The sequence below is a fragment of the Mycobacterium sp. 48b genome (assembly GCF_048282725.1).
GTDB lineage: Bacteria > Actinomycetota > Actinomycetes > Mycobacteriales > Mycobacteriaceae > Mycobacterium.
This window is the reverse complement of sequence record NZ_JBLVUL010000001.1, coordinates 7247841-7268396: the sequence shown is the minus strand read 5'-3', so window position 1 is coordinate 7268396 and position 20556 is coordinate 7247841. Positions and strand designations below refer to the sequence as shown.

General features: G+C 61.7%; 20 protein-coding genes. 17 read left to right on the top strand and 3 right to left on the bottom strand.

What is annotated here, in order from left to right:
- Positions 1 to 334: 334 nt before the first annotated feature.
- Together ACNQR1_RS35445 and ACNQR1_RS35440 are read right to left on the bottom strand one after the other, a co-directional pair.
- Complete coding sequence (locus tag ACNQR1_RS35445; protein WP_418050153.1) at positions 335 to 970, bottom strand: helix-turn-helix domain-containing protein; 636 nt, start codon at positions 968 to 970, stop codon at positions 335 to 337.
- Between the two features lie 2 nt (positions 971 to 972).
- Positions 973 to 1545: a helix-turn-helix domain-containing protein gene (locus ACNQR1_RS35440; protein ID WP_418050152.1), complete on the bottom strand. Its 573-nt coding sequence runs from the start codon at positions 1543 to 1545 to the stop codon at positions 973 to 975.
- Positions 1546 to 1853: 308 nt separating this feature from the next.
- Between ACNQR1_RS35440 and ACNQR1_RS35435 the strand changes: the two genes are divergently transcribed.
- The 11 genes from ACNQR1_RS35435 to ACNQR1_RS35385 all read left to right on the top strand — a co-directional run bounded on the left by ACNQR1_RS35435 (position 1854) and on the right by ACNQR1_RS35385 (position 13428).
- Positions 1854 to 3026, top strand: a complete 1173-nt coding sequence (locus tag ACNQR1_RS35435; protein ID WP_418050151.1) for a lipid-transfer protein — start codon at positions 1854 to 1856, stop codon at positions 3024 to 3026.
- The gene (locus ACNQR1_RS35430; protein ID WP_418050150.1) at positions 3023 to 3484 is read left to right on the top strand and encodes a Zn-ribbon domain-containing OB-fold protein; all 462 of its coding nucleotides are present in this window, start codon (positions 3023 to 3025) and stop codon (positions 3482 to 3484) included. Before ACNQR1_RS35435 ends, ACNQR1_RS35430 begins: the two co-directional genes overlap by 4 nt.
- A 19-nt stretch (positions 3485 to 3503) precedes the next feature.
- A complete protein-coding gene (locus tag ACNQR1_RS35425) occupies positions 3504 to 4802 on the top strand; it encodes an amidohydrolase family protein (protein ID WP_418050149.1) in 1299 nt (432 codons plus the stop codon).
- A complete protein-coding gene (locus ACNQR1_RS35420) occupies positions 4799 to 5734 on the top strand; it encodes an alpha/beta hydrolase (RefSeq protein WP_418050148.1) in 936 nt (311 codons plus the stop codon). The genes ACNQR1_RS35425 and ACNQR1_RS35420 overlap by 4 nt, the downstream gene beginning before the upstream one ends.
- A 106-nt stretch (positions 5735 to 5840) precedes the next feature.
- Positions 5841 to 6458 (top strand): response regulator transcription factor, encoded by a 618-nt coding sequence (locus ACNQR1_RS35415; protein WP_418050147.1) that lies wholly within the window; start codon positions 5841 to 5843, stop codon positions 6456 to 6458.
- Between the two features lie 133 nt (positions 6459 to 6591).
- Positions 6592 to 8451: a flavin-containing monooxygenase gene (locus tag ACNQR1_RS35410; protein WP_418050146.1), complete on the top strand. Its 1860-nt coding sequence runs from the start codon at positions 6592 to 6594 to the stop codon at positions 8449 to 8451.
- A gap of 38 nt (positions 8452 to 8489) precedes the next feature.
- Positions 8490 to 9323: a mycofactocin-coupled SDR family oxidoreductase gene (locus ACNQR1_RS35405; protein ID WP_418050145.1), complete on the top strand. Its 834-nt coding sequence runs from the start codon at positions 8490 to 8492 to the stop codon at positions 9321 to 9323.
- 11 nt (positions 9324 to 9334) lie between these two features.
- Complete coding sequence (locus ACNQR1_RS35400) at positions 9335 to 10798, top strand: aldehyde dehydrogenase family protein (RefSeq protein ID WP_418050144.1); 1464 nt, start codon at positions 9335 to 9337, stop codon at positions 10796 to 10798.
- Positions 10799 to 10808: 10 nt separating this feature from the next.
- On the top strand, positions 10809 to 11360 hold the full coding sequence (locus tag ACNQR1_RS35395; RefSeq protein ID WP_418050143.1) for a hypothetical protein: 552 nt from the start codon (positions 10809 to 10811) through the stop codon (positions 11358 to 11360).
- 8 nt (positions 11361 to 11368) lie between these two features.
- Positions 11369 to 12400, top strand: a complete 1032-nt coding sequence (locus ACNQR1_RS35390; RefSeq protein WP_418050142.1) for a zinc-binding dehydrogenase — start codon at positions 11369 to 11371, stop codon at positions 12398 to 12400.
- 149 nt (positions 12401 to 12549) lie between these two features.
- The gene (locus ACNQR1_RS35385) at positions 12550 to 13428 is read left to right on the top strand and encodes a 3-keto-5-aminohexanoate cleavage protein (protein ID WP_418050141.1); all 879 of its coding nucleotides are present in this window, start codon (positions 12550 to 12552) and stop codon (positions 13426 to 13428) included.
- Between the two features lie 18 nt (positions 13429 to 13446).
- Here the strand turns inward: ACNQR1_RS35385 and ACNQR1_RS35380 are convergent, their stop codons facing one another.
- On the bottom strand, positions 13447 to 13917 hold the full coding sequence (locus ACNQR1_RS35380) for an Lrp/AsnC family transcriptional regulator (protein ID WP_418050140.1): 471 nt from the start codon (positions 13915 to 13917) through the stop codon (positions 13447 to 13449).
- A 201-nt stretch (positions 13918 to 14118) separates the two neighbouring features.
- Here ACNQR1_RS35380 and ACNQR1_RS35375 point away from each other — a divergent pair, with 201 nt between their 5' ends.
- From ACNQR1_RS35375 to ACNQR1_RS35350, 6 genes are all read left to right on the top strand, one after another.
- Entirely contained in the window at positions 14119 to 15228 is a 1110-nt protein-coding gene (locus ACNQR1_RS35375; RefSeq protein ID WP_418050139.1) for a thiamine pyrophosphate-dependent enzyme, read from the top strand.
- A gap of 2 nt (positions 15229 to 15230) precedes the next feature.
- Complete coding sequence (locus ACNQR1_RS35370; RefSeq protein ID WP_418050138.1) at positions 15231 to 16208, top strand: alpha-ketoacid dehydrogenase subunit beta; 978 nt, start codon at positions 15231 to 15233, stop codon at positions 16206 to 16208.
- Between the two features lie 5 nt (positions 16209 to 16213).
- Positions 16214 to 17416, top strand: coding sequence for a dihydrolipoamide acetyltransferase family protein (locus tag ACNQR1_RS35365; protein ID WP_418050137.1), 1203 nt, complete (start codon positions 16214 to 16216; stop codon positions 17414 to 17416).
- A gap of 137 nt (positions 17417 to 17553) precedes the next feature.
- The gene (locus ACNQR1_RS35360) at positions 17554 to 18084 is read left to right on the top strand and encodes a VOC family protein (RefSeq protein WP_418050136.1); all 531 of its coding nucleotides are present in this window, start codon (positions 17554 to 17556) and stop codon (positions 18082 to 18084) included.
- A gap of 32 nt (positions 18085 to 18116) precedes the next feature.
- Positions 18117 to 19148: a zinc-binding dehydrogenase gene (locus ACNQR1_RS35355; RefSeq protein ID WP_418050135.1), complete on the top strand. Its 1032-nt coding sequence runs from the start codon at positions 18117 to 18119 to the stop codon at positions 19146 to 19148.
- A gap of 171 nt (positions 19149 to 19319) precedes the next feature.
- The gene (locus tag ACNQR1_RS35350) at positions 19320 to 20549 is read left to right on the top strand and encodes a CaiB/BaiF CoA transferase family protein (protein ID WP_418050134.1); all 1230 of its coding nucleotides are present in this window, start codon (positions 19320 to 19322) and stop codon (positions 20547 to 20549) included.
- Positions 20550 to 20556 lie beyond the last annotated feature (7 nt).

The window sequence follows — 20556 nt, the reverse complement described above, 5'->3', positions numbered from 1 at the left end:
CTGGAGGTGGAGCGTCGGCGAGATTCTGTGCAATTGGCAGTACGTATCGCCGAGATGCCTCGTTCGTCCATGTCCACGGCTTCCTTTGTCTCCTAAACATTTTCACCTGATTGCGCACCAAGCGAAGCTCAAGAGTCCGCTCGCGGCAACGCACTCACGAGGAAGCGCCGGCACGAAAGCGGCTCCGCTGTTGGTGGCCCGGACGTCGAGTGCCGGCCTCGGCGACCACCGTCAGCGCAATGCCGCGTCACTCGACTATCGAGCCAGCATCGAAGTGAAGCACAAGACGCTTCAGTGGCAACACGCCCGAACGGGTGTATCGGCTTGCTTGGCGCTAGCTAAATGGGAAGAAGCTCTCTAGGCGTGCCTGCGTGGAACAGCTGAGAATGGTCGCCTGTTCGTCAGCGCTGAGGTTGCGCCGAGCGTGGGGTCGGCCGGCGTCGAAGAGGATGAAATCGCCCCGCTCGAGTTGGTGGACCTCATTCTCTATGCGGTACTCGACGAACCCTTGGACGAGGAACTCGAACTGCTGGCCGGGCTGCGTCGCAGCCAACTGTGGCGCAGCTTGATTCGCCGGAAGTGTGATCAATGCGCCCACGATGCGGCTACTCAGATTCGGCACAAGCAACTCGACAGTCGCGTCCGTTGCGTCTCTGCGCAGTGTGATGCGATGGCCGTTCGTAGGAACGACACTGTCTTTTGGGGGAATTTCAAAGAATGCCTGGACGTCTACGTCGAGCGCACGGGCGATCGCGCTCAGAGCCGTGAAGGACGGATTGCCCACCCCATTTTCGAGACGACTGAGCAACCCAATGCTCACCGAACTGGCCTCGGCAAGCTGCGTCAGCGTCATCCGATCTCGGCGTAGTTCGCGAATACGCTGACCGATCAGAGCGACCTGGATTGAGCGGGCTGCCTCGATCTCAGGCGGATCGGTGACCGGCCGATCTATGTTGGAGCTGTCGGTCATGTTCAGTCTCTTTCGGGCCGGAAGACGGCCAGATGTTCCGCGGGTGTGTCACCGGCAACGACGATCTGGTGCGGAAAGGAAACAAGCAATGCGTCGCCCGCATGTAGCGGGTAGCGACAGCCGTCCTTCTCGATCTCGATTTCCCCGGTGATCACGAAATAAAGCACATCGCCCGAGACTGGCTGCTGTGCTGCACGGACTTCGCCCGGCATCTCTGTGCAGTAAGTGACACTCAGGTCGTTTCGGATCGTCGGGGTCAGCAATTGCAGAGCGTGTGGGTTCGCCGGCGAGCGGAAGGTGCGTCGTTGCCCAGCCTTCACCACATATGTGCGGGCTGCGGGAGGGGGTTCAACGAGGTCGGTGAGACGCAGGCCTAGCGCATCAGCGATGCGAAGCAGAATCTCGATGGTCGGATTGCTGGAGCCGTTTTCGACTCGGCTCAGCTGACCTGCACTGATCCCGGCTCGTTTCGCCAAATCCTCAAGGCTCAAAACGCCGCGCCGGCTTGCCCGAATGATCTGACCGAGGTCGAGGAGCTGATTGGCGTCCTGCTCGGTCAGTGGTCTCTTGCGCATCGCCTTCCGATCGGTGACAACCCGTGACTCCGAATGCTCGCACACAGCGGTGCCATCCTGGCCAGACTAGCAATCGCAGTCGTTCTTCCGGGACAGGACACCCAGCCGATCCTTCACTGCAACGACAATAATTTCCTTCCGCGATTGACGAAAATTTTCATTCGTGCTCTACTGGCGGTAGCCCAATAGTTACCGGCGTCACATCAAGATGACCGACCGGACGTCCATCTCAGCGGTCGCGCGGGGAGCTCCCGCGCCGCTGAAGCGCGCCCGTTGACGCCAATTTCGGTGAGGAAAGGAGATTCGCAATGCCCCTTCCCGCTGCCGCGATTGTGGGTATCGGCTCAACCGAATTCTCGAAGAACTCGGGTCGCAGCGAAATGCGGCTCGCGGTTGAAGCCTGTCTATCGGCACTGACGGACGCGGGGCTCTCGGCAGGCGATGTTGATGGCCTCGTCACGTTCTCCATCGACAACAACGACGAAGCGATACTCGCGCGCAACCTCGGTGTCGATGCATTGTCTTTCTTCGCCCGAACCTCTTCGGGCGGTGGGGGAGCCCCTGGAACGCTGGCGCTGGCGTCCATGGCCATCGCCACCGGGAAGGCGAGCACCGTTATCTGTTATCGGGCGATGAACGAGCGGTCCGGCCAGCGATTCGGCCAACCGTCGGAATACGTCAGCGGTACCTTCGCCAAGAGCGGCGCCATCGAGCGATCCTTCGCCGGCCCCTTCGGAATGGTCACACCACTGTCGTGGATGGCGCACAGCGCCCAACGCTACATGTTCGAATACGGCGCGACATCAGAGGATTTCGGACGTCAGGCAGTCATTCAACGTGAATTCGCCGTCAACAATCCGGATGCCTTCTTCTACCAGCGCCCGATCACATTAGACGACCACCAGAACTCGCGGTTGGTGGCAGACCCGCTGCGGCTACTCGATTGCTGCCAGGAAAGCGATGGCGCGGTTGCGCTGGTGATCACTTCTGTTGACCGCGCAGCAGATCTGCCTCAGCTCCCCGTGACTCTGCTGGGATCGGCGATGGGATCCGGCTCCCGCCAGACCGGGATGGCCCCGCTGTACCGAGACGACATCACTTGCATGGAAGAGACGAAGATCGTCGGCGCCCAGTTGTGGGCCCAGAGTGGATTGGGGCGCAACGATATTGATTTGGCAATACTGTACGACCACTTCGGTCCGGCCGTACTGATGCAACTCGAGGCGCTGGGTTTCTGCGGTGCCGGTGAGGCTCCAGGATTCATCCGAGACGGGGGCACAAGGCTTGATGGCGCCCTGCCTACCAACACAAACGGTGGACAATTGTCTGAGGCCTATCTCCACGGGTTCAACGGATTGTTGGAAGCGGTTCGCCAACTACGCGGAACCGCCATCAATCAGGTTCCCGGCGCGGCTCACGCGGTTGTGACAGGTGGATCGCACGTGCCGACCAGTGGGGTACTGCTCGGGAGAGCAGCATGACGCAGACCTCTCCCTCGCCAGTCGTGGCAGACGTGTCGGCCAAAGGCAGGCTTCAACCTGCGATCAACCAGGAGACGAGCTTCTTCTGGGACGCCGCACAACGAGGGCGGTTGGCAGTTCAGAAGTGCGGTGAATGCGGTGCATTGCGCCATCCGCCCAGCTCAGCATGCCCGCACTGTCACTCGTTGGCGTGGCGGCCGATCGAATTGAGTGGACACGGAAAGCTACACAGCTACACGGTCGTTCGTAATCCGCCGGCACCTGGATTCGACGGCCCGGCGATCGTGGTGCTCGTCGACCTCGACGAGGGTGTCCGAATTGTTTCGAACATGGGCGGGATCGATCCGGCGACTTTGGCCATCGGAGAGCCTCTAGAGGCCTACTTCGTCGATCAGGCAGAGGGTTGGACCGCCCCGCAATTCAGACGACCTCAATCGAAACATCGTAATACCCAGTGAGACAAAGGAGTTCACGAAAATGACGACTATCGACCAGGATTACGACCCGCTGGTTCCGCTGGCTCGTGACCATCCCCTGCTAGAGCCGATCGCGGGCCTTCCCGTCATCGATGTCGACACCCACCTCACCGAGCCGGGTGACCTTTGGACCTCGCGGGCCCCGGAGAAGTACAAGCATCTCATGCCACGGGTGGAGTACGTGTCGAACGAGCGGATCCAGAAGGAACTTGGCTGGAAGCCAGACGGTTCCACCGAATCCACGCCGGTGTGGGTGGTCGGCGACAACACCCTGATGACCTTCGCAGGTGGTGCCAGCGTCATCAACAAGTCGAATCAGAAGGTCAAGGGTTCGGAGTTCATCCACTGGCCGCTGACCGACGTATCGCCGGCGGTCAGCCTGGTCGAGCCGCGGCTCGCCTTGATGGACGATTGCGGGATTCTTGGGCAGATCATGTATCCCAACGCCGTCGGCTTTGGTGGACAGGCGCTCGCCGCGGTCACCGATCCGGAAGTGCGGTTGGCGATCTTCAAGATCTGGAACGACGCGATGCACGAGATGCAAGTCGAATCCGGTGGCCGGATCATGGGTATGGGACTCATCCCCTGGTGGGACACCAAGGCTGCGGTCGCCGAGATCGAGCGGGTCGCCGGACTTGGTCTGCACGGTCTCAATACCAATGCCGATCCGCAGAACCAGGGCCTGCCAGACCTGTCGGACCCGGTCTACACCGAGATGTGGGAAGCGTGCGAGCATTTCGATCTACCGGTCAACTTCCACATCGGTGCAAGCGTGTCGCAGTCCAGCTACATGGGCACCGCGCCGTGGCCCTCACTGGACAATGACACCAAGCTGGCGCTCGGCTCGGCGATGCTCTATATCGGCAACTCGCGGGTGATTGCCAACTTCATCTACTCGGGCCTGCTCGATCGCCACCCGAAGCTCAAGCTGGTGTCGGTGGAAAGCGGTATCGGATGGATTCCGTTCATCCTCGAAGCGTTGGATTACCAGGCAGACGAGAACAACGTCCACCATCTGGAGCTCAAGGCATCCGAGTACTTCAGCCGGCAGATGTATGCCTGCTTCTGGTTCGAATCCGGCCAGGACTTTATGCATTACGCCGACCGGCTCGGGGTTGACAACGTGATGTTCGAGACCGACTTCCCGCACCCGACCTGCCTGTATCCGCAGCCGCTGCTCGGCATCTCGGAGGTGTTCGAGAAGCAGAGTGTCGCCCCCGACACCCGGGCGAAGATCATCGGCGGGAACGCGGCCAAGGTCTACAACATCGACATCGCAAAGCTTGAGGGCAAGAAGTGACGCTCGACGCTGACGCACAGGCGATCGCTGATCTAGCAGCGTCGATCCCGGCTTTCAATACGGTTGGTATCGAGGGCGCGCGGGAGATCGCTGCGATGGCTTCGGCGATACCGCCGACCACCGAGATCGCAGAGGTTGTCGACCGCACGATCGCAACGGACTCGGGGCCAGTGTCCGTCCGCATCTACCACCCCGATCCCCGCCATGTTCTGCCCGTCCTGATGTACATGCATGGCGGCGGATGGAGCACCGGTGACCTGGGGACCGCAGACGAGGCCTGTCGCGTGTTGGCGGCAAAAGCCCAGTGTGTGGTGGTTTCGGTCGACTATCGATTGGCTCCGGAGCACCCATTTCCGGCAGCGTTCGAAGATGTCTACGGCGTAGCTACCTGGCTCGCCGGCAATGGCGCCGAGATCGGGGCTGACGGTGGACGCATCGCCATAGGTGGTGACAGTGCGGGTGGCAACCTGGCCGCGGCCGCATGCCTTTATGCCCGCGATCATGGTGGCCCGGAGTTTGCCCTCCAATTGCTGGTTTATCCCTCAACTGAGTATGGCGTGGAGCGTCCTTCCATGGTGGAGCACGCCAACGCGCCGATGCTGTGTGCCGAGGACGTCCGGTGGTTCTGGAATCACTACGTGCCGACCGAAGTCGATCGAAGCGATTTCCGTGCAGTCCCGTCGAGAGCCGAGTCGCTGGCACAGCTCCCGCCGGCGTTCGTGATCACCGCCGAATACGACCCCATCCGCGATGACGGGGAAGCGTACGGGCGGGCTCTGGAAGAGGCCGGGGTTGACGTCAAGTCCACCCGCTACCCAGGGGTATTCCATGGCTTCTTCACCATGCCGATGCTCTCCCGGGCACAAGAGGCACTCGGTGACGCCGCCGAAGAGCTCACCTCCGTCTTCGCCCGCACCACCGTCAAACGCTAGTCCGCCACAGCATCAGGGCATCCAACGGCAGCAGGGAGAGTCGAATGCCATTCGCCATTGACATCATTGATGGCCCCCGGACTGCGCACCAGCCGGCGGTAGATCCATGCTGACCGCGACTCTGGACCGTGCCACGATGCGGTTGGTGGTCATCGATCATCAACCGCTGGTCCGGGACCGGGTCATTTCACGACTGCGCACCGAATCGGGCATCGCCGTCATCGCTGCCGGCGGAACCGCACACGATGCAATTGAGCTGTGCGAGAAGGAAAAGCCTGACGTCCTGCTGCTCGATCCGCTGCTGCCGGATGCCCTGCCTTCGGATCTGGTTGCGCTGATCCGGATAACCTCACCCGACACCCGGATCATTGTGCTGACCGATACCCCGGAGCACAGTGCGATCCCGGCTGCGCTCGCTGCGGGGGCGGCTGGCCTCTTGATGAAGCAACCGTCGGATCTCCAGGCTCCCGACACCGACTCCGATCCTTCCGGCCGAGGATATTGCACGACCGGTGTACTGGCGGCAGTCGTCGGCTCGGTCACACCCCGCGAAAGACAAGTCACCCGCTTGGTGGCTGCCGGCCATACCAATACCGAAATCGGCTCGCAATTAGGGCTTTCAAACAACACGGTGAAGTCCTACCTCCGCAATGTCATGCAGAAGCTGCAGGCACGCAACCGGGCGCAGCTGGTTACCAACGCCCGCCGACACGGATTGATCTGAGGGCCAGGATGATCCGCTTCTGCGGCAGGGAAGCGTCGTCACGCCCATTCGGGCGTGACGACCGACACACCGACCGTGATTCACTCCACTTCAATCCACAACTTTCAATCCATAGCGGTTACAAGGAGTTCCCATGATCAAGGTGAAGGATGCTCTCACTCCCGAGGTTCTGGGGTTCGACCCGGACGCGCTGCACCAGCGTTACCAGATGGAACGCGACAAGCGTCACCGTAAGGACGGAGAGCAACAGTTCTCCGCCGTCACCACGTCGAACGAGTTCTCCGAGTATCTGACCCATGACCCCTACGCGTCCGAACCGGAACCGCGTGAACCGCTGACCGACCACGTGCAGGTCGCGATCGTCGGTGGGGGCTGGGTGGGCTTGCTGCTGGCCGCGCGTTTGGCGCAGCAGGGGGTTGACGATGTCCGGATCATCGACTGTGCGGCCGACTTCGGTGGCACTTGGTACTGGAATCGGTACCCGGGTGCGCAATGCGATATCGAGTCTTACAGCTACCTGCCGCTGCTGGACGAGACCGGCTACGTCCCCAAGGAACGGTTCTCCTACGCGCCCGAGATTTTCGAACATGCCCAGCGGATCGGCAAGCACTTCGATCTGTATCGCAAGGCGGTGTTCCAGACGTGGGTCAACGAAGCGCGCTGGGATGAGGCGGCCAAGTTGTGGCACATCACGACCAACCGTGGCGACGATATGACTGCGCGTTACCTGACGCTGGCAACCGGCCCGGCCAGCCGCCCGCGGCTGCCCGGTATCCCCGGCATCGATGACTTTGCCGGTGCGTCCTTCCACACCTGCCGCTGGGACTACGAATACACCGGTGGCGGGCCGGATTCGAAGCTGGCCAATCTGGCCGACAAGAAGGTCGCAGTGATCGGCACCGGATCCACTGGTATCCAGTGCATTCCGCGGCTCGCGGAGTCTGCAGACCACCTTTACGTCATCCAGCGCACCCCGTCGTCGGTCGACCTGCGCAACAACGAGCCTACTGACCCGCAGTGGGCTTCGACCTTGAAGCCTGGATGGCAGAAGCGTCGCATGGGCGCCTTCAATGCAGCGGTATTGGGCCAGGGACCGATCATCAGTGACGACGGCGACTTCAGCGACGACGGATGGACTCGCCCTGTTCGTACTGCCACCGAGTTGGGCGCCAAGATCGACGTCGAGGCGCTGGCAGATCCGACCGAGTTGGAGCTGTTCATCGACTATTCGGACTACACGACTATGGAGCTCATCCGGGCCCGGGTGGATGAGGTGGTGACCGACCCGGCTAAGGCCGAGAAGCTCAAGGCCTGGTACAAGCAATTCTGCAAGCGTCCGACGTTCAGCGATCAGTACCTGCAGACGTTCAACCGTGACAACGTCACCCTGGTCGACGTCAGCGAGCGTAAGGGTGTCGACCGCATCACCGAGAAGGGCTTGGTTGCCAACGGCGTCGAGATCGAGGTCGACTGCATCGTCTATGCCAGCGGCTTCGAGATCACCAGTGACTTCGAACGCCGGATGGGCATTCCGGTGTTCGGCCGCGACGGCCGCTTGCTGTACGACCACTGGCGCACCGGGATGCGGGCGCTGCACTCGCATTCGTCGCACGGCTTCCCGAACATGTTCCTTGTCGGTGGCCTGTTTCCGTTCGGTTTCGGTGCGAACTACTGCTCGCCGGTGGATGACCTGGCACATCATGTCGCCTACATCATCGGCAAGCTCACCAAGGACGGCGTCGAGCGCGTCGAGGTGAGCCAGGAAGCCGAAGAAGCCTGGGTCAATGCCCAGATCAGTTCCGATGGCGGGATCGCGAAGAACCTTGGTGGGCAGGATCTTTCGTGCACTCCCGGGTACTACAACCAGGAAGGCGCCGAACACAAGTCGCGCAACTGGAAGCAGGAGCAGTACTGGGGTTCGGTGATGGAGTTCGGGGACCTGCTCAGGGCTTGGCGTGAGAAGGACGCCCTCGACGGTATGCAGGTCGGCTGAACCGGCCGCAGCCCAGACGACGACAACAAGAGGAAATCATGACAGGACGAGTTGAGGGCAAAGTCGCTCTCATCACCGGAGCCGCTCGTGGCCAGGGGCGTTCGCACGCGCTTCGCCTCGCCGAAGAGGGCGCCGATATCATCGCAGTCGATGTGTGTAAGGCCGTCGAGACGGTGTCGTACGAGGCGGCGACTCCGTCCGATCTGGCGCAGACAGTCGACCTAGTCGAGAAGGCAGGCGGACGTATCCTGCCGATCGAGGCTGACGTTCGAGATTTCGACGCGCTATCGAAGGCCGTGGACAGCGGTGTCGAGGCGTTCGGTCGCGTCGATATCGCGGTTGCCAACGCCGGAATTCTGACCATGGGCGCCTCGCACGAGCAGAGCGAAGAGCAGTGGCAGACCATCCTCGACGTCAACTTGACGGGATCGTGGCACACCGCCAAAGCGGTAATCCCACACCTTATCTCGCAGGGTGAGGGTGGGTCGATCATCTTCATCAGCTCGACGATGGGGCTGAAGGGTGGCCAGTACGCCTCCGGCTATTCCGCCACGAAGTACGGAGTGGTTGGATTGGCGAAGTCGTTGGCAGCTGAACTCTCGCCGCACCGTATCCGGGTCAACACCCTGCACCCCACGAATGTGCTGACCACAATGCTAGACAACGAGATGCTTCGGGGCATGTTCCGTCCCGATCTCGAGAACCCCACCCTCGAGGACGCCACACCGGTGCTTTCCTTCCTCAACATGTGGAACGAGCCGTGGGTTGAGCCGGCGGACGTTTCGAACGGAGTGTTGTACCTGGCCTCCGAGGAGGGGCGCTACGTCACCGGTGTAAGCCTGCCCATCGACCTCGGCGCCGCCGCCAAGTAGCGGGAGCAGCCATGACGATCTCCGAGGCGCGGGTCGACCTGCTGCCGAACCCAATGCCGCTGATCGGCAAGGGACAGCTGAAATCCGTTACTGGAAACAAGTTTCCGCACATCTACGCGGCAACCGGACGAAAAACCGTCACTGTTCCACTGGCTAGTGAGGTGGAAGTCGATCAGGCTGTGATCACGGCCAAAGCCGCGTGCCCCGAGTGGGCGCAGGTGGATCCACCGCAACGACGAAAGCTGTTGGCTGATCTTGCGGCGGCAATCGAGCGCAATGCCGAAGAGCTCACTGCGATGCAGGTGATCGAGAACGGCATGCCGTCGCTGATCGCAGGTCTACATCTGCAAGCTGTCTCGGAGATGCTGCGGTATAACGCCGGCTGGGCGGACAAGGTCACCGGCGACATTAACCCCGCCTGGCCCGGGCCCGCCCTCGACTACTCGGTCTATGAACCTTACGGCGTCGTAGGGATCATCGTCCCCTGGAACAGTCCGTTGTTCTGCCTGGGCTCGGTGCTAGGAGCGGCACTAGCTGCCGGCAACTGTGTGGTGATCAAGCCGCCTGAGCTGACTCCATTCAGCACCTTGCGTTTGGCCGAACTGGCCCTGGCGGTGGGCTTTCCGCCCGGTGTGATCAACGTGGTCCCCGGTGACGGGATCGTCGGGGCAGCCCTGGTCGCCCACCGTGGGGTGGACAAGATCCATTTCACCGGAAGCGGACCCACTGCCAGCCGCATACTGCAGTCAGCAGCAGTAAACCTCACCCCGGTGGCGACCGAACTCGGTGGAAAGTCGCCGAACATCATCTTCGCCGACGCAAACCTGGATGCGGCGGCGGCGCAAGCTGTGGCCTTCTGTATGCAGGTTTCCGGGCAGGGCTGCATCAACGGGACCCGGATCCTGGTTCAGGACACCGTGCACGATGACGTGATTGACCGGATCAAGGCCGCGGTGGGTTTGTTCGCACCCGGCGATCCGGCGCTCCCTACGACAATGTTCGGTCCGGTCATCAACGAGGCCGCGGTGCAACGAATCACCGGCTTCATCGAGCGAGCCAAGCAACAGGACGTCGGGACTCTCGTGACGGGCGGATCCAGGGTAGGCGGCGAGTTCGCCAACGGCTACTTCATCGAGCCGACCGTGTTCGCCGATGTCGATCCTGCGGCTGAGATCGCCCGCGCCGAGATCTTCGGGCCAGTGATGTCGGTAGTGAAGTTCAGCGACGAAGCCGACGTCGTTGCCAAGGCCAACGACACCGAGTTCGGGCTGGCTTCCTATATCCAGACAAATGATCTCGGCCGTGCACACCGAATGGCAGCTGCGTTGGACGCCGGCATGGTATGGATCAACGGCCTCGGATTCCCGCCATCGATCCCATTCGGCGGCGTTAAGCAGAGCGGAACAGGTCGAATCGGTGGATCGGCCGGTATCCAAGAGTTCAGCCGCACGAAAAACGTATGGATTTCGTTGTGACGGTTGAACGATGAGGAGCATCCAGGCTGCTGCGCGCCCCGACTGGCATCAAGCGCTAACCGCACCGGTTGATGGCCGCACCTTGTCCGACTCGTGCCGCCTTGTCGTGTTGGCGCCATCGGTCGCCGAACTGGTTGTCCAGATTGGTGGCTGGCTCGTCGATCGAGTGATGGAAGGTTGGGCTGTCACAGCGCTGCTACCGACCACCGAGCAGGACACCCCGCTGCGCATCCTCGGTGTAAGCAGCGAAGACATCGACCACGGACTGAACTCGCTCGCAGGCGCTCAGTCTGCGCTGGCGGTGGCTGCGACAAGCTATTGCGAGGACATCCGAATCCGCCGCCTGGTCGGTGATGCACTACGCGGCCGGAGTAGAAGTGTCACCCTTTGGGGCGACGCTGGACTCAGCGCCGCCGGCAGCTGCGTCCAATACCAGCCCAGCACTGCCGCGGAAGCATTCAAAGCCCATGCGATCGTCAGCACCGGGGGTGTCCGGAATGCGGTTGAAGCCGCGGAGACCATTGTTTGGGGAGTTTCCGAAATCATGCAAGAACTCGGGTAGGAGGAGACGTGAAGGCGCTAGTTGCTCGTGGCGGACTGCTCGGGGTTGAAGAAGTCGCATCTCCGACTCCGGGGCCTGGCCAAGTCTTGATCAAGCCCTTGGCGACCGGGGTGTGCGGCTCCGATGTGCATCTCCTGCACACTCAAGCGTCGATGGCCGATGTATTTCCGCCCATCGTGCTGGGGCACGAATTTGTTGGTGAGATCGTCGAGTACGGCGCGGAGACCGAACGACGACTCAAGCCCGGGACTCTGGTCACGACAGTTCCCTACCTTGATCATGCGTCCGGTCCCCAACACATTGGCGTGTCACCACTTGCCCCCGGGGCGCTGGCCGAGCGCATGCTGGCGCAGGAGTCCAGGCTCGTTGCGGTACCCGCCGGGTTGCCGGTCAACCATGCAGCACTAGCGGAACCGCTGGCGGTGGGCACCCACGCGGTACGCATCGCGCACATGCAGCCGGGCGACGTGCCACTCGTGGTCGGCTGCGGCCCGGTCGGTTTGGCGGTGATCGCGGCCCTCAGGGCTGCCGGTCATCGTCCGATCGTGGCCACCGACTTCTCTGAACCGCGCCGAAAGCTAGCCGAAGCGCTGGGAGCGGACAATGTGGTTAATCCCGCGGCGGCAAGTCCGTACGTCACCTGGGCCGCTCTGGCAGGCTCGGAACTACCGAACTCGTGCCTCCTTGTAGAGGACCCGGAACCAACCACCGTCGTTTTCGAATGTGTCGGTCTTCCAGGGGTGCTGGACACAATCGTCAACTCAGTGCCCGGCCACACCCGAGTCGTAGTCGTGGGGGCTTGCCAGCAGCCGGATGAATTCACCCCGGCGATTGCGATCATGAAAGAGCTGACCCTGACGTTCTCGTACGGCTATCGGCCGCATGAGTTTGAGCAGTCGCTGCAAGCAGTTGCAGACGGGTGCTTCGACGCCGAGCGGCTCATCACAGCGACGCGCTCGTTGGATCAGGCATCGAGCGCGTTCGAAGAGCTGAGCGGGCCCTCGCAGCACTGCAAGATCGTGATCAATCCCAACAGCTGAAAACCAATATCAATCAACAAATTTCGCTCAACACAACTGCGGTGACAGCGCAGTACATTGATTCGGTTTCTTGCGGACGGCACAACAGGAGGAGCGCGGCCGGTGGGTGACTCATGCACGGACCATCGGCGTCCGCAGTGACGGGGCCGGTGATCGTCGAACTCGCGCTCAATGGTTCGACCCCGAGATCCCGGAATCGGTATGTACCCCGTAGCCCTGCCGAGATCTCCGACGTGGCGCTGGAGTGCATTGAACTGGGTGCGTCGATCATCCACAACCACAACGACGATCCGATGTTTACCGAGACGGGCGTTCATCCCGTCGAACCCTATGTTGCTGCCTGGCGACCGATTCTTGCCCGTTATCCGAACGCATTGCTCTACCCCACGATGGCGGCCGGCGCACGCGGCATCCCTGTCGAGTCGAGGTGGGCCCACGTCGAGGAACTGGCCCGCCGGGGTATGGGTGGGATGACGCTCGTAGACCCAGGCTCGGTCAACATCGGCTTGACGCGTGGCGGTTCCGTGCCGCCAAGTGGAAATCAGGGTTGTTACCAGAACACTTTCGACGATGTCGCTCATATGTTTAGCCGCACCGCTGAGTTGCGGGCTGCACCGAGTATCTCGATATTTGAACCCGGGTTTCTGCGAGTCGTCGCTATGTGGAAGAACGCGGGACTGTTACCGCCGGGAGCCATCATCAAGTTGTACTTCGGAGGCGAAGTCCAGTTCGGGCTGCCACCCACGCCGACCGCGTTAGACGCCTATCTGGAGTTGGTTGACCCACTCGAGTTGCCTTGGTCAGTAGCGGTTCTCGGAGGTGATGTGGTCGAATGCGGACTGGCAGAGACCGCGATTCGCCGCGGCGGGCATGTTCGCGTCGGGCTGGAGGACTACGCGGGTAACTGCGAGCCGAGCAACTCTGCATTGGTGCGTTCGGTCGTACAGCTGATTGAAAAGCTTGGTCGCAGACCGGCGACGATCGCAGAAACGCGACGGATACTGGCGATGCCTGGAGTGATTGCGTAGCAGCAGTTGTCCGGCCGTCTACTGGTCGTTCTTCCAGTTGCCCAACACAACAAGGGTTTTTGTGCCTGTAACACGTCCATTTGTGCGCAGCACGTTGACCACGCGTTGCAGTTCATGGATGTTGTTGGCGCGCACCCGCACCAGTGCATCGGGATCGCCGGCCAGTGTAAGGACCTCTCGGACTTCAGGCAGGTGTGAGGAGAACGACAGTATCGTGTCGAGCTCCATGTCGCCGGCGACTCGTAGCTCAACGATCGCCTCAAGGCCGCTATGAACGCGAGAGGCGTTGACCCGCACGGTGTAACCGTCGATCACTCCGGTTGCCTCAAGCCGATCGATTCGGCGCTTCACCGGTGCGACCGTCAATCCGACCTGCTTGGCGATATCCCGCACAGTGCGCCGTGCGTCTTTCCTCAACAACTCGAGAATCTGCAAGTCGATGTCGTCTAGTGCCACCGGTGTTGCATCGACAGAACTGGAAGGGTCCATGCTGCAACAGCATAACGAGTCGGACATGCACTAGATTGCGTAGTAGTCATCATTATTGCGCCTTAGTTGCTGCGCTGGTTGGTGTGGAGCAAGATTCTTATAGAAGGTCGGAGCCCCGTTAAGGGTCGCGTCCCGCCCGTTCCGAGCAGTCCTGAAGCGCAACCCGGTTGCCAAATTTGCCAGCGATGAAGGAGGCACCTTATGTCGATCGCACCCCTGCCCACTGAGACGAAGTTCGTTGCGGTGCGTCATCCATCGGCAGATACGCTGATTCAGTTCGTCACACCGCAGGGCCAATTGACCCTGCACGGCGACTCTCACGGCCTCGACCTGCAGCTTGCGCAAGACCTGTACCGGGATATGTTGTTGGCGCGACGCTTCGATGCCGAAGCCCTCGCTTTACAACGGCAAGGCGAACTGAACCTCTGGTTGATGAGCTGGGGTCAAGAGGCCGCGCAGGTTGGATCGATTCGAGCCCTTCGTGACTCCGACATGGTCTTTCCGAGCTACCGTGAGCACGCCGCCGGACTGTGCCGAGGTCTTTCCCCCGCCGAACTGATGACGCAATGGCGCGGTTGCGCCCACGCGGGTTGGGACCCTGCACACCACCGTTTCCACATTTACTCCCTGGTGCTAGGGACCCAGACGCTGCACGCAACCGGATACGCGGCCGGTGCAGCCATGGAAGGGACCGACGAGGTTGTCGCGGTCTACTTCGGTGATGGCGCCAGCAGTCAGGGGGACGTCAACGAGGCGTTCAACTGGGCAGCCGCTAGCTCGTTGCCCGTGCTGTTCTTCTGCCAGAACAACCAATGGGCGATCTCGACTCCTACCGCGACCCAGATGGGAGCACCGCTACATCGCCGTGCTGCAGGGTTCGGGCTGAAGACCTACCACGTGGACGGCAACGACGTACTTGCCGTTCACGAGGTGACCAAGCAAGCGTGTGAGTACATCCGCTCGGGTGGTGGCCCGGTCCTGATCGAAGCTCAGACCTATCGGCGCGGCGGTCACAGTAGTTCCGATGACCCCGGTCGGTATCGCGACGCGGTGGAACTCAAGCTGTACGAGTCGCGAGACCCCCTGCTGCGGATGCGAGTGCTGTTGGAGGATCGCTTGACCGATCGACAATTCTTCGATGACGTCGAGAGGGAAGCCGAGGCGTTCGCCGAGCAGGTCAGGTCCGAATGCCGGGCGCTTGCAGAGCCCCGGTTGGAGGACACCTTCCGCAATGTCTACGCCGAAATGCATCCGGTTGTCGAGGTCGAACTTGCCGCATACGGCGCGTCGCACACCAGCGGACAGAGGTGAGCATGTCCACCATGAGCCTGGGCGCGGCGCTCAACGCAGGTCTGTGCGCCGCGATGGAGGCAGACGACAAGGTCGTGCTGATGGGCGAAGACATCGGCACGCTGGGTGGAGTCTTTCGGGTGACCGACGGCCTGCAGCGCAGGTTCGGCGCCCATCGTGTCGTGGACACTCCGCTCGCTGAATCTGGAATCGTCGGCACGGCAATCGGTTTGGCTATGCGGGGCTACCGACCGGTCTGCGAAATCCAATTCGACGGCTTCGTCTATCCCGGTTTCGATCAGATTGTCAGTCAGCTGGCAAAGATGCGGGCGCGATCGAATGGGCGGATCTCGCTGCCAGTGGTCATCCGCATTCCGTTCGGTGGCGGAATCGGTGCGGTTGAGCACCACAGCGAATCGAATGAGACCTACTTTGCCCACACAGCTGGCCTGCGGGTCGTTGCGTGCGCTGAGGCCAACGATGCATATCACATGATCCAGCAGGCGATCCGCAGCGACGACCCGGTCATCTTCTACGAACCTAAACGGCACTACTGGCGTAAGTCGGATGTGGACGAAAGTGATCAGCTTCCGTTGGACCGCGCCGTGGTCAGGCGCCAGGGCGTCGACTGCACGCTGGTCGCCTACGGACCTACCGTTGCCACGGCGATGGCAACCGCCCAGGCCGCCGAGGAGGACGGCTATTCGGTCGGAGTAGTGGATCTACGCTCGCTGTCGCCGCTGGACCTTCCGGTCCTGGTCGAGCAAGTCCGCCGCACCGGCCGCATGGTGGTAGTACACGAAGCGTCGACATTCCTGGGCATGGGAGCAGAGATTGCGGCTGCAATCTCTGAAGCCTGCTTCCGGGATCTGCATGCGCCGGTCCTCCGGGTTGGTGCCTACAACACGCCGTATCCGCCCGCGCGGGTGGAAGAGCACTTTCTCCCCGATATCGACCGAGTTCTCGAGGCGGTCGACCGCACCCTCTTTTTCCAGGAGTGACTTCTATGGCTACTGTTGCTCGCTTCAAACTTCCCGATGTCGGAGAGGGGCTCACCGAGGCAGAGATGCTGCACTGGGCGGTAGCGGTCGGTGACGCGGTCGAGGTCAATCAGATCCTGTGCGAGATCGAGACCGCGAAATCGGCGGTGGAGTTACCCTCTCCGGTTGCCGGTGTAGTCGAGACCCTGCACGTTGCTGAGGGCGACACCGTCGCTGTCGGCACGGTGATCATTTCGTTCCGGGTAGGTGGTCCGTCGTCCGCTGACGCAGAACCTGCGCCGCCGCAAACGGATAACCCGATCGCTGACGATTTGGCCCCGGCGGCGCCGCCGGTCTCCGCGGCGGCCGAGCCGGAATCGACGCCCGAGCCGCCCCCTGACATCGAGGCCGATATCAAGATCCTGGTGGGCACGGGGCCAAGCGAGTTGGCCCCGCGCCGACGACATCTGCGCCCGCGCAGCGAACTACCCGAAACACGCAACAGTCGCCCCGCATCAACCACCCGGGTGCCGATCAAAGGTGTGCGGAAGGCTGTCGCCACCGCCATGACAACGTCGGCCTTTACCGCCCCGCATGTCACCGAATGGCTCTCCGTCGACGTTACAGAAACGATGGCGCTGGTGCGTTCCCTTCGAACCGATCCACAATGGGCCGGGGTGAGGGTCAACCCGATGCTATTCGTGGCAAGGGCCTTGCTGATCGCTGTCGAGCGACATCCTGCCGTGAACGCCCACTGGGACGAAGACAATCAGGAGATCGTCTACCACGGCCAGACCAACTTGGGTATTGCCGCAGCCACACCTCGAGGCCTGATCGTCCCGAACATCAAGAACGCCGGCAGCCTTGGATTGCCCGACCTCGCAGCAGCGATCGAGGAGCTGGTTGAGACAGCACGTTCGGGCAGGGCAACACCTGCTGACATGTCGGGCGGCACCATCACCATCACCAACATCGGTGCGCTCGGAGTGGATGCAGGTACCCCGATCCTCAATCCAGGCGAAGCGGCGATCTTGGCATTTGGCGCAGTACGGCCGACTCCCTGGGTTGTCGATGGTCAGATCACGATCCGTGACATCACCCAACTCGCATTGTCATTCGACCACCGTCTCGTCGACGGAGAGCTGGGCTCACAGGTACTGACCACGGTTGCCGGTGTCCTGAACAAACCTGTCGAGGCACTGCTGTACACGGCGACCGGACCGGGGTGAGGCACATGTCCCGCACGTAGTACAGCCGTTTGGGTGTACCCGGGCGGTGCATTGGCTGCGTTTACTGCACGCACTACGAATCACCCGGTGACTGTCAGCCGCGGCGACTCGAATAGTGCGGACTGACAAGGAGGATCATGGCGACAATTGAAGAGCTGGACGCGCTCGGCGTACTGGCCGCCACACTGGGGGCCGATGCGCGGGTGTTCCATGTCGGCTTCGTTGTGCCAGATCTTGACAGCGCCATCAAGGATGTCGGCCAGACTTTGGGCTTGACCTTCACCGAACCGGTGGAAGTCGCGGGCCTGACTCTGCACACCTCGGCGGGTGAACGCGACGACGTGGTGCTCCGCTTCACTTATTCGACGCGGCCGACGCACGTTGAACTCATCGAACACACCGCAGCACCTGAAACCTTGTGGGATTTCGGCAGCCGCACCCGCGGTCATCACATCGGCGTTTTCTCCGAGGACGTCGCAATCGAAGCCGAACGTTTGGATGCCTGTGGCTGGAACCGATCCTGGTGGGCGACTGCACCGGACGGAACGATGGTGTTTTCGATGCATGACACGCCGTACGGCTTTGCGGTCGAGCTGGTGAGCAGTGCCGGAAAACAGTACTTCGCCGGTCAGTTCATCGAGGCAGACGAGAGTTTGAAGGAGAAGTAGGCGCACGACGGAGAACCAGTGAGGTAGTGGCAATGCGTGCAGTAGTGGCCCGTGGTGGAGCCGTCGGAGTCGAACAGGTCCCTGATCCGCAACCAGGCGAAGGGCAGGTTCTCGTTGAGCCTTTGGCCTGTGGGATATGTGGCTCGGATATCCACTTCGTCGAGAACCAGGCAACGATGCCCGACGTGATACCAGCTATATCACTTGGTCACGAATTCGTCGGAAGGGTCATTGATTACGGCCCCGGCACGTCCCGGCACCAACCGGTCGGCTCCGCAGTCACCTCGGTTCCCTACCTCGATACAGCAGACGGACCACTTTTGGTCGGGCTGTCCCCGGGAATCGGCGGTGGGCTGGCCGAGCAGATGATCCTGCAAGAGAAGCGCCTGATTCCGGTGCCCGAGGGTATGGACCCAGTTTTGGCGGCGTTGACCGAACCGCTGGCGGTGGGTGGTCACGCTGTCGCCGCCGCGAACATGGCGCCCGGTGATGTCGCGTTGGTTGTTGGATGCGGTCCAGTTGGGATGGCTGTCATCGCGACTCTGAAAGCGTCCGGGCACAGGCCTATCGTGGCGGCAGACTTTTCAGCAGGTCGGCGACGGTTGGCCGAAAAGATTGGCGCGGACGTTATCGTCGATCCCGCCCAGACCAGCCCCTACAACAGCTGGGCGGAACTCGCCGGCGCGCCGCCATTATCGTCGCCACTACAGGAGACTGCCCAGCATCCCAACACAGTTGTCTTCGAATGCGTGGGCGCCCCAGGTGTACTGCAAGCGGTCTTTGATGCTGTTCCGCTCTACACGCGCGTGGTGGTGGTGGGCGTCTGCAATGGGCAGGACACGATCACCCCGATGGTCGCGACCGTGAAAGAACTCTCAATCCGCTTCGTATTCGCCTACCGTCCTGAAGAATTCAGCCAGGCGTTGCGTTGGATCGGCGATGGCACTATCAACGCCCAGGACTTCGTGACAGCGACCCGCACACTCGACGATGTCGGAGAGGCGTTCAACGACCTCCGCAAACCTGACGAACACTGCAAGATCTTGCTGCTGCCAGGCAGCTAGTCAGAAGGCTTGCGCTGCAGAACCTTCTCGAATGGTCTCCGCGCTGCGTCGCACACCCTTTCGGGTGTGTTGTGCGACTGTGCCGGCGTGTTTCACTCTCGTTCCACCTGTGCGTCGTGGCGGCGATGGCCGTGCGGTCGTGCAAGCGCATTCGGATTGGAAGGTTTGCAGATGTCAGGACCAGGGATTCTCACCGGTGTGCGCGTCGTGGAACTCGCGTCGTGGACCTTTGTGCCGTCGGCCGGCGTCGCGCTCTCCGATTGGGGTGCCGACGTCGTCAAGGTCGAGTCGCTGGCTGGGGGTGATCCGGCGCGTGCACTAGTTGTCGGTGGACTTGCTCGCGCCAACGCCAAAGCCGATGCAGATTTCATGCTGGAGCTCGGTAACCGCGGCAAGCGCAGCATCGGCCTCGACATCAAGTCGCCGGCAGGACGTAAGGCATTCGATCAGCTCCTCGCCGAGGCCGACGTTTTCCTGACGAACTGGCGACCCGGCGCCCTGGAACGCGCGAGACTCACCGTGGAAGACGTCCGCAAGATCAACCCGACCATCATCATTGCCCGCGGGTCAGGTAGCGGTGTGCGCGGACCGGACGGCGAAAAGGGCGGATTCGATGCTGCCACCTACACCGCCCGCGGAGGCGTAGCGAGCACTTTTGCGATCCCCGGTTACGAGCACCTGCCCCAGCAGGGCCCGGCCTTCGGCGATCTCCAGTCGGGTATCACCCTCGCCGGAGGCGTCTGCGGCGCGCTGTTCCATCGTGAACGCACTGGTGAGCCCTCGATTGTGGATTGTTCACTGCTGGCGCAGGCGATGTGGGCGATCGCGCCTTCGATCGGCGCGGCAGAGATGTTCGGAGTTGAGCAACTGCCAGCATGGTCGACGCCAGACACCGTGATCAACCCGCTGTCCTACCGCTACAAGACCAGAGATCAGCGCTGGATTCAGCTTGTATTCCTACAGCCCGACCGATTCTGGCCCGGATTCTGCGACCGTATGGGGCTGAGCGAACTGGCTCACGATGAACGTTTCGATTCCACAATGAAACTCATTACCAATGCCAAAGAGGCGGCGGCGATCTTGGCGAAGGCGTTCGCCGAGCACGATCTGGCGCACTGGCAGAAGGCGCTCGAAGACGAACCAGGTGTGTGGGAGATTGTCGCCAACCCACTCGAAGTGCTCAATGACCGCCAGGTCGAACCCAACGGGCTCATGGTCACCAATACCGACGACCAAGGCCGAGAGTATCGAGTCGTCGCCGCGCCTGTGCAGTTCAACGAGACCACACCGGCGCCGTCCCGCGCACCTGAGCATGGGCAGCACACGGAGGAGATCTTGCTGGAACTCGGTTGGGAGTGGGACGACCTCGCAGACGCCAAAGACGCTGGCGCGGTTCTATAGTCACGCC

Coding starts and splice junctions, on each gene's coding strand:
- ACNQR1_RS35435 (WP_418050151.1), top strand. CDS start 1,854: ATGCCCCTTCCCGCTGCCGCGATTGTGGGTATCGGCTCAACCGAATTC.
- ACNQR1_RS35355 (WP_418050135.1), top strand. CDS start 18,117: ATGCGTGCAGTAGTGGCCCGTGGTGGAGCCGTCGGAGTCGAACAGGTC.
- ACNQR1_RS35375 (WP_418050139.1), top strand. CDS start 14,119: ATGTCGATCGCACCCCTGCCCACTGAGACGAAGTTCGTTGCGGTGCGT.
- ACNQR1_RS35380 (WP_418050140.1), bottom strand. CDS start 13,917: ATGGACCCTTCCAGTTCTGTCGATGCAACACCGGTGGCACTAGACGAC.
- ACNQR1_RS35395 (WP_418050143.1), top strand. CDS start 10,809: ATGAGGAGCATCCAGGCTGCTGCGCGCCCCGACTGGCATCAAGCGCTA.
- ACNQR1_RS35425 (WP_418050149.1), top strand. CDS start 3,504: ATGACGACTATCGACCAGGATTACGACCCGCTGGTTCCGCTGGCTCGT.
- ACNQR1_RS35400 (WP_418050144.1), top strand. CDS start 9,335: ATGACGATCTCCGAGGCGCGGGTCGACCTGCTGCCGAACCCAATGCCG.
- ACNQR1_RS35410 (WP_418050146.1), top strand. CDS start 6,592: ATGATCAAGGTGAAGGATGCTCTCACTCCCGAGGTTCTGGGGTTCGAC.
- ACNQR1_RS35360 (WP_418050136.1), top strand. CDS start 17,554: ATGGCGACAATTGAAGAGCTGGACGCGCTCGGCGTACTGGCCGCCACA.
- ACNQR1_RS35415 (WP_418050147.1), top strand. CDS start 5,841: ATGCTGACCGCGACTCTGGACCGTGCCACGATGCGGTTGGTGGTCATC.
- ACNQR1_RS35430 (WP_418050150.1), top strand. CDS start 3,023: ATGACGCAGACCTCTCCCTCGCCAGTCGTGGCAGACGTGTCGGCCAAA.
- ACNQR1_RS35370 (WP_418050138.1), top strand. CDS start 15,231: ATGTCCACCATGAGCCTGGGCGCGGCGCTCAACGCAGGTCTGTGCGCC.
- ACNQR1_RS35350 (WP_418050134.1), top strand. CDS start 19,320: ATGTCAGGACCAGGGATTCTCACCGGTGTGCGCGTCGTGGAACTCGCG.
- ACNQR1_RS35405 (WP_418050145.1), top strand. CDS start 8,490: ATGACAGGACGAGTTGAGGGCAAAGTCGCTCTCATCACCGGAGCCGCT.
- ACNQR1_RS35440 (WP_418050152.1), bottom strand. CDS start 1,545: ATGCGCAAGAGACCACTGACCGAGCAGGACGCCAATCAGCTCCTCGAC.
- ACNQR1_RS35445 (WP_418050153.1), bottom strand. CDS start 970: ATGACCGACAGCTCCAACATAGATCGGCCGGTCACCGATCCGCCTGAG.
- ACNQR1_RS35365 (WP_418050137.1), top strand. CDS start 16,214: ATGGCTACTGTTGCTCGCTTCAAACTTCCCGATGTCGGAGAGGGGCTC.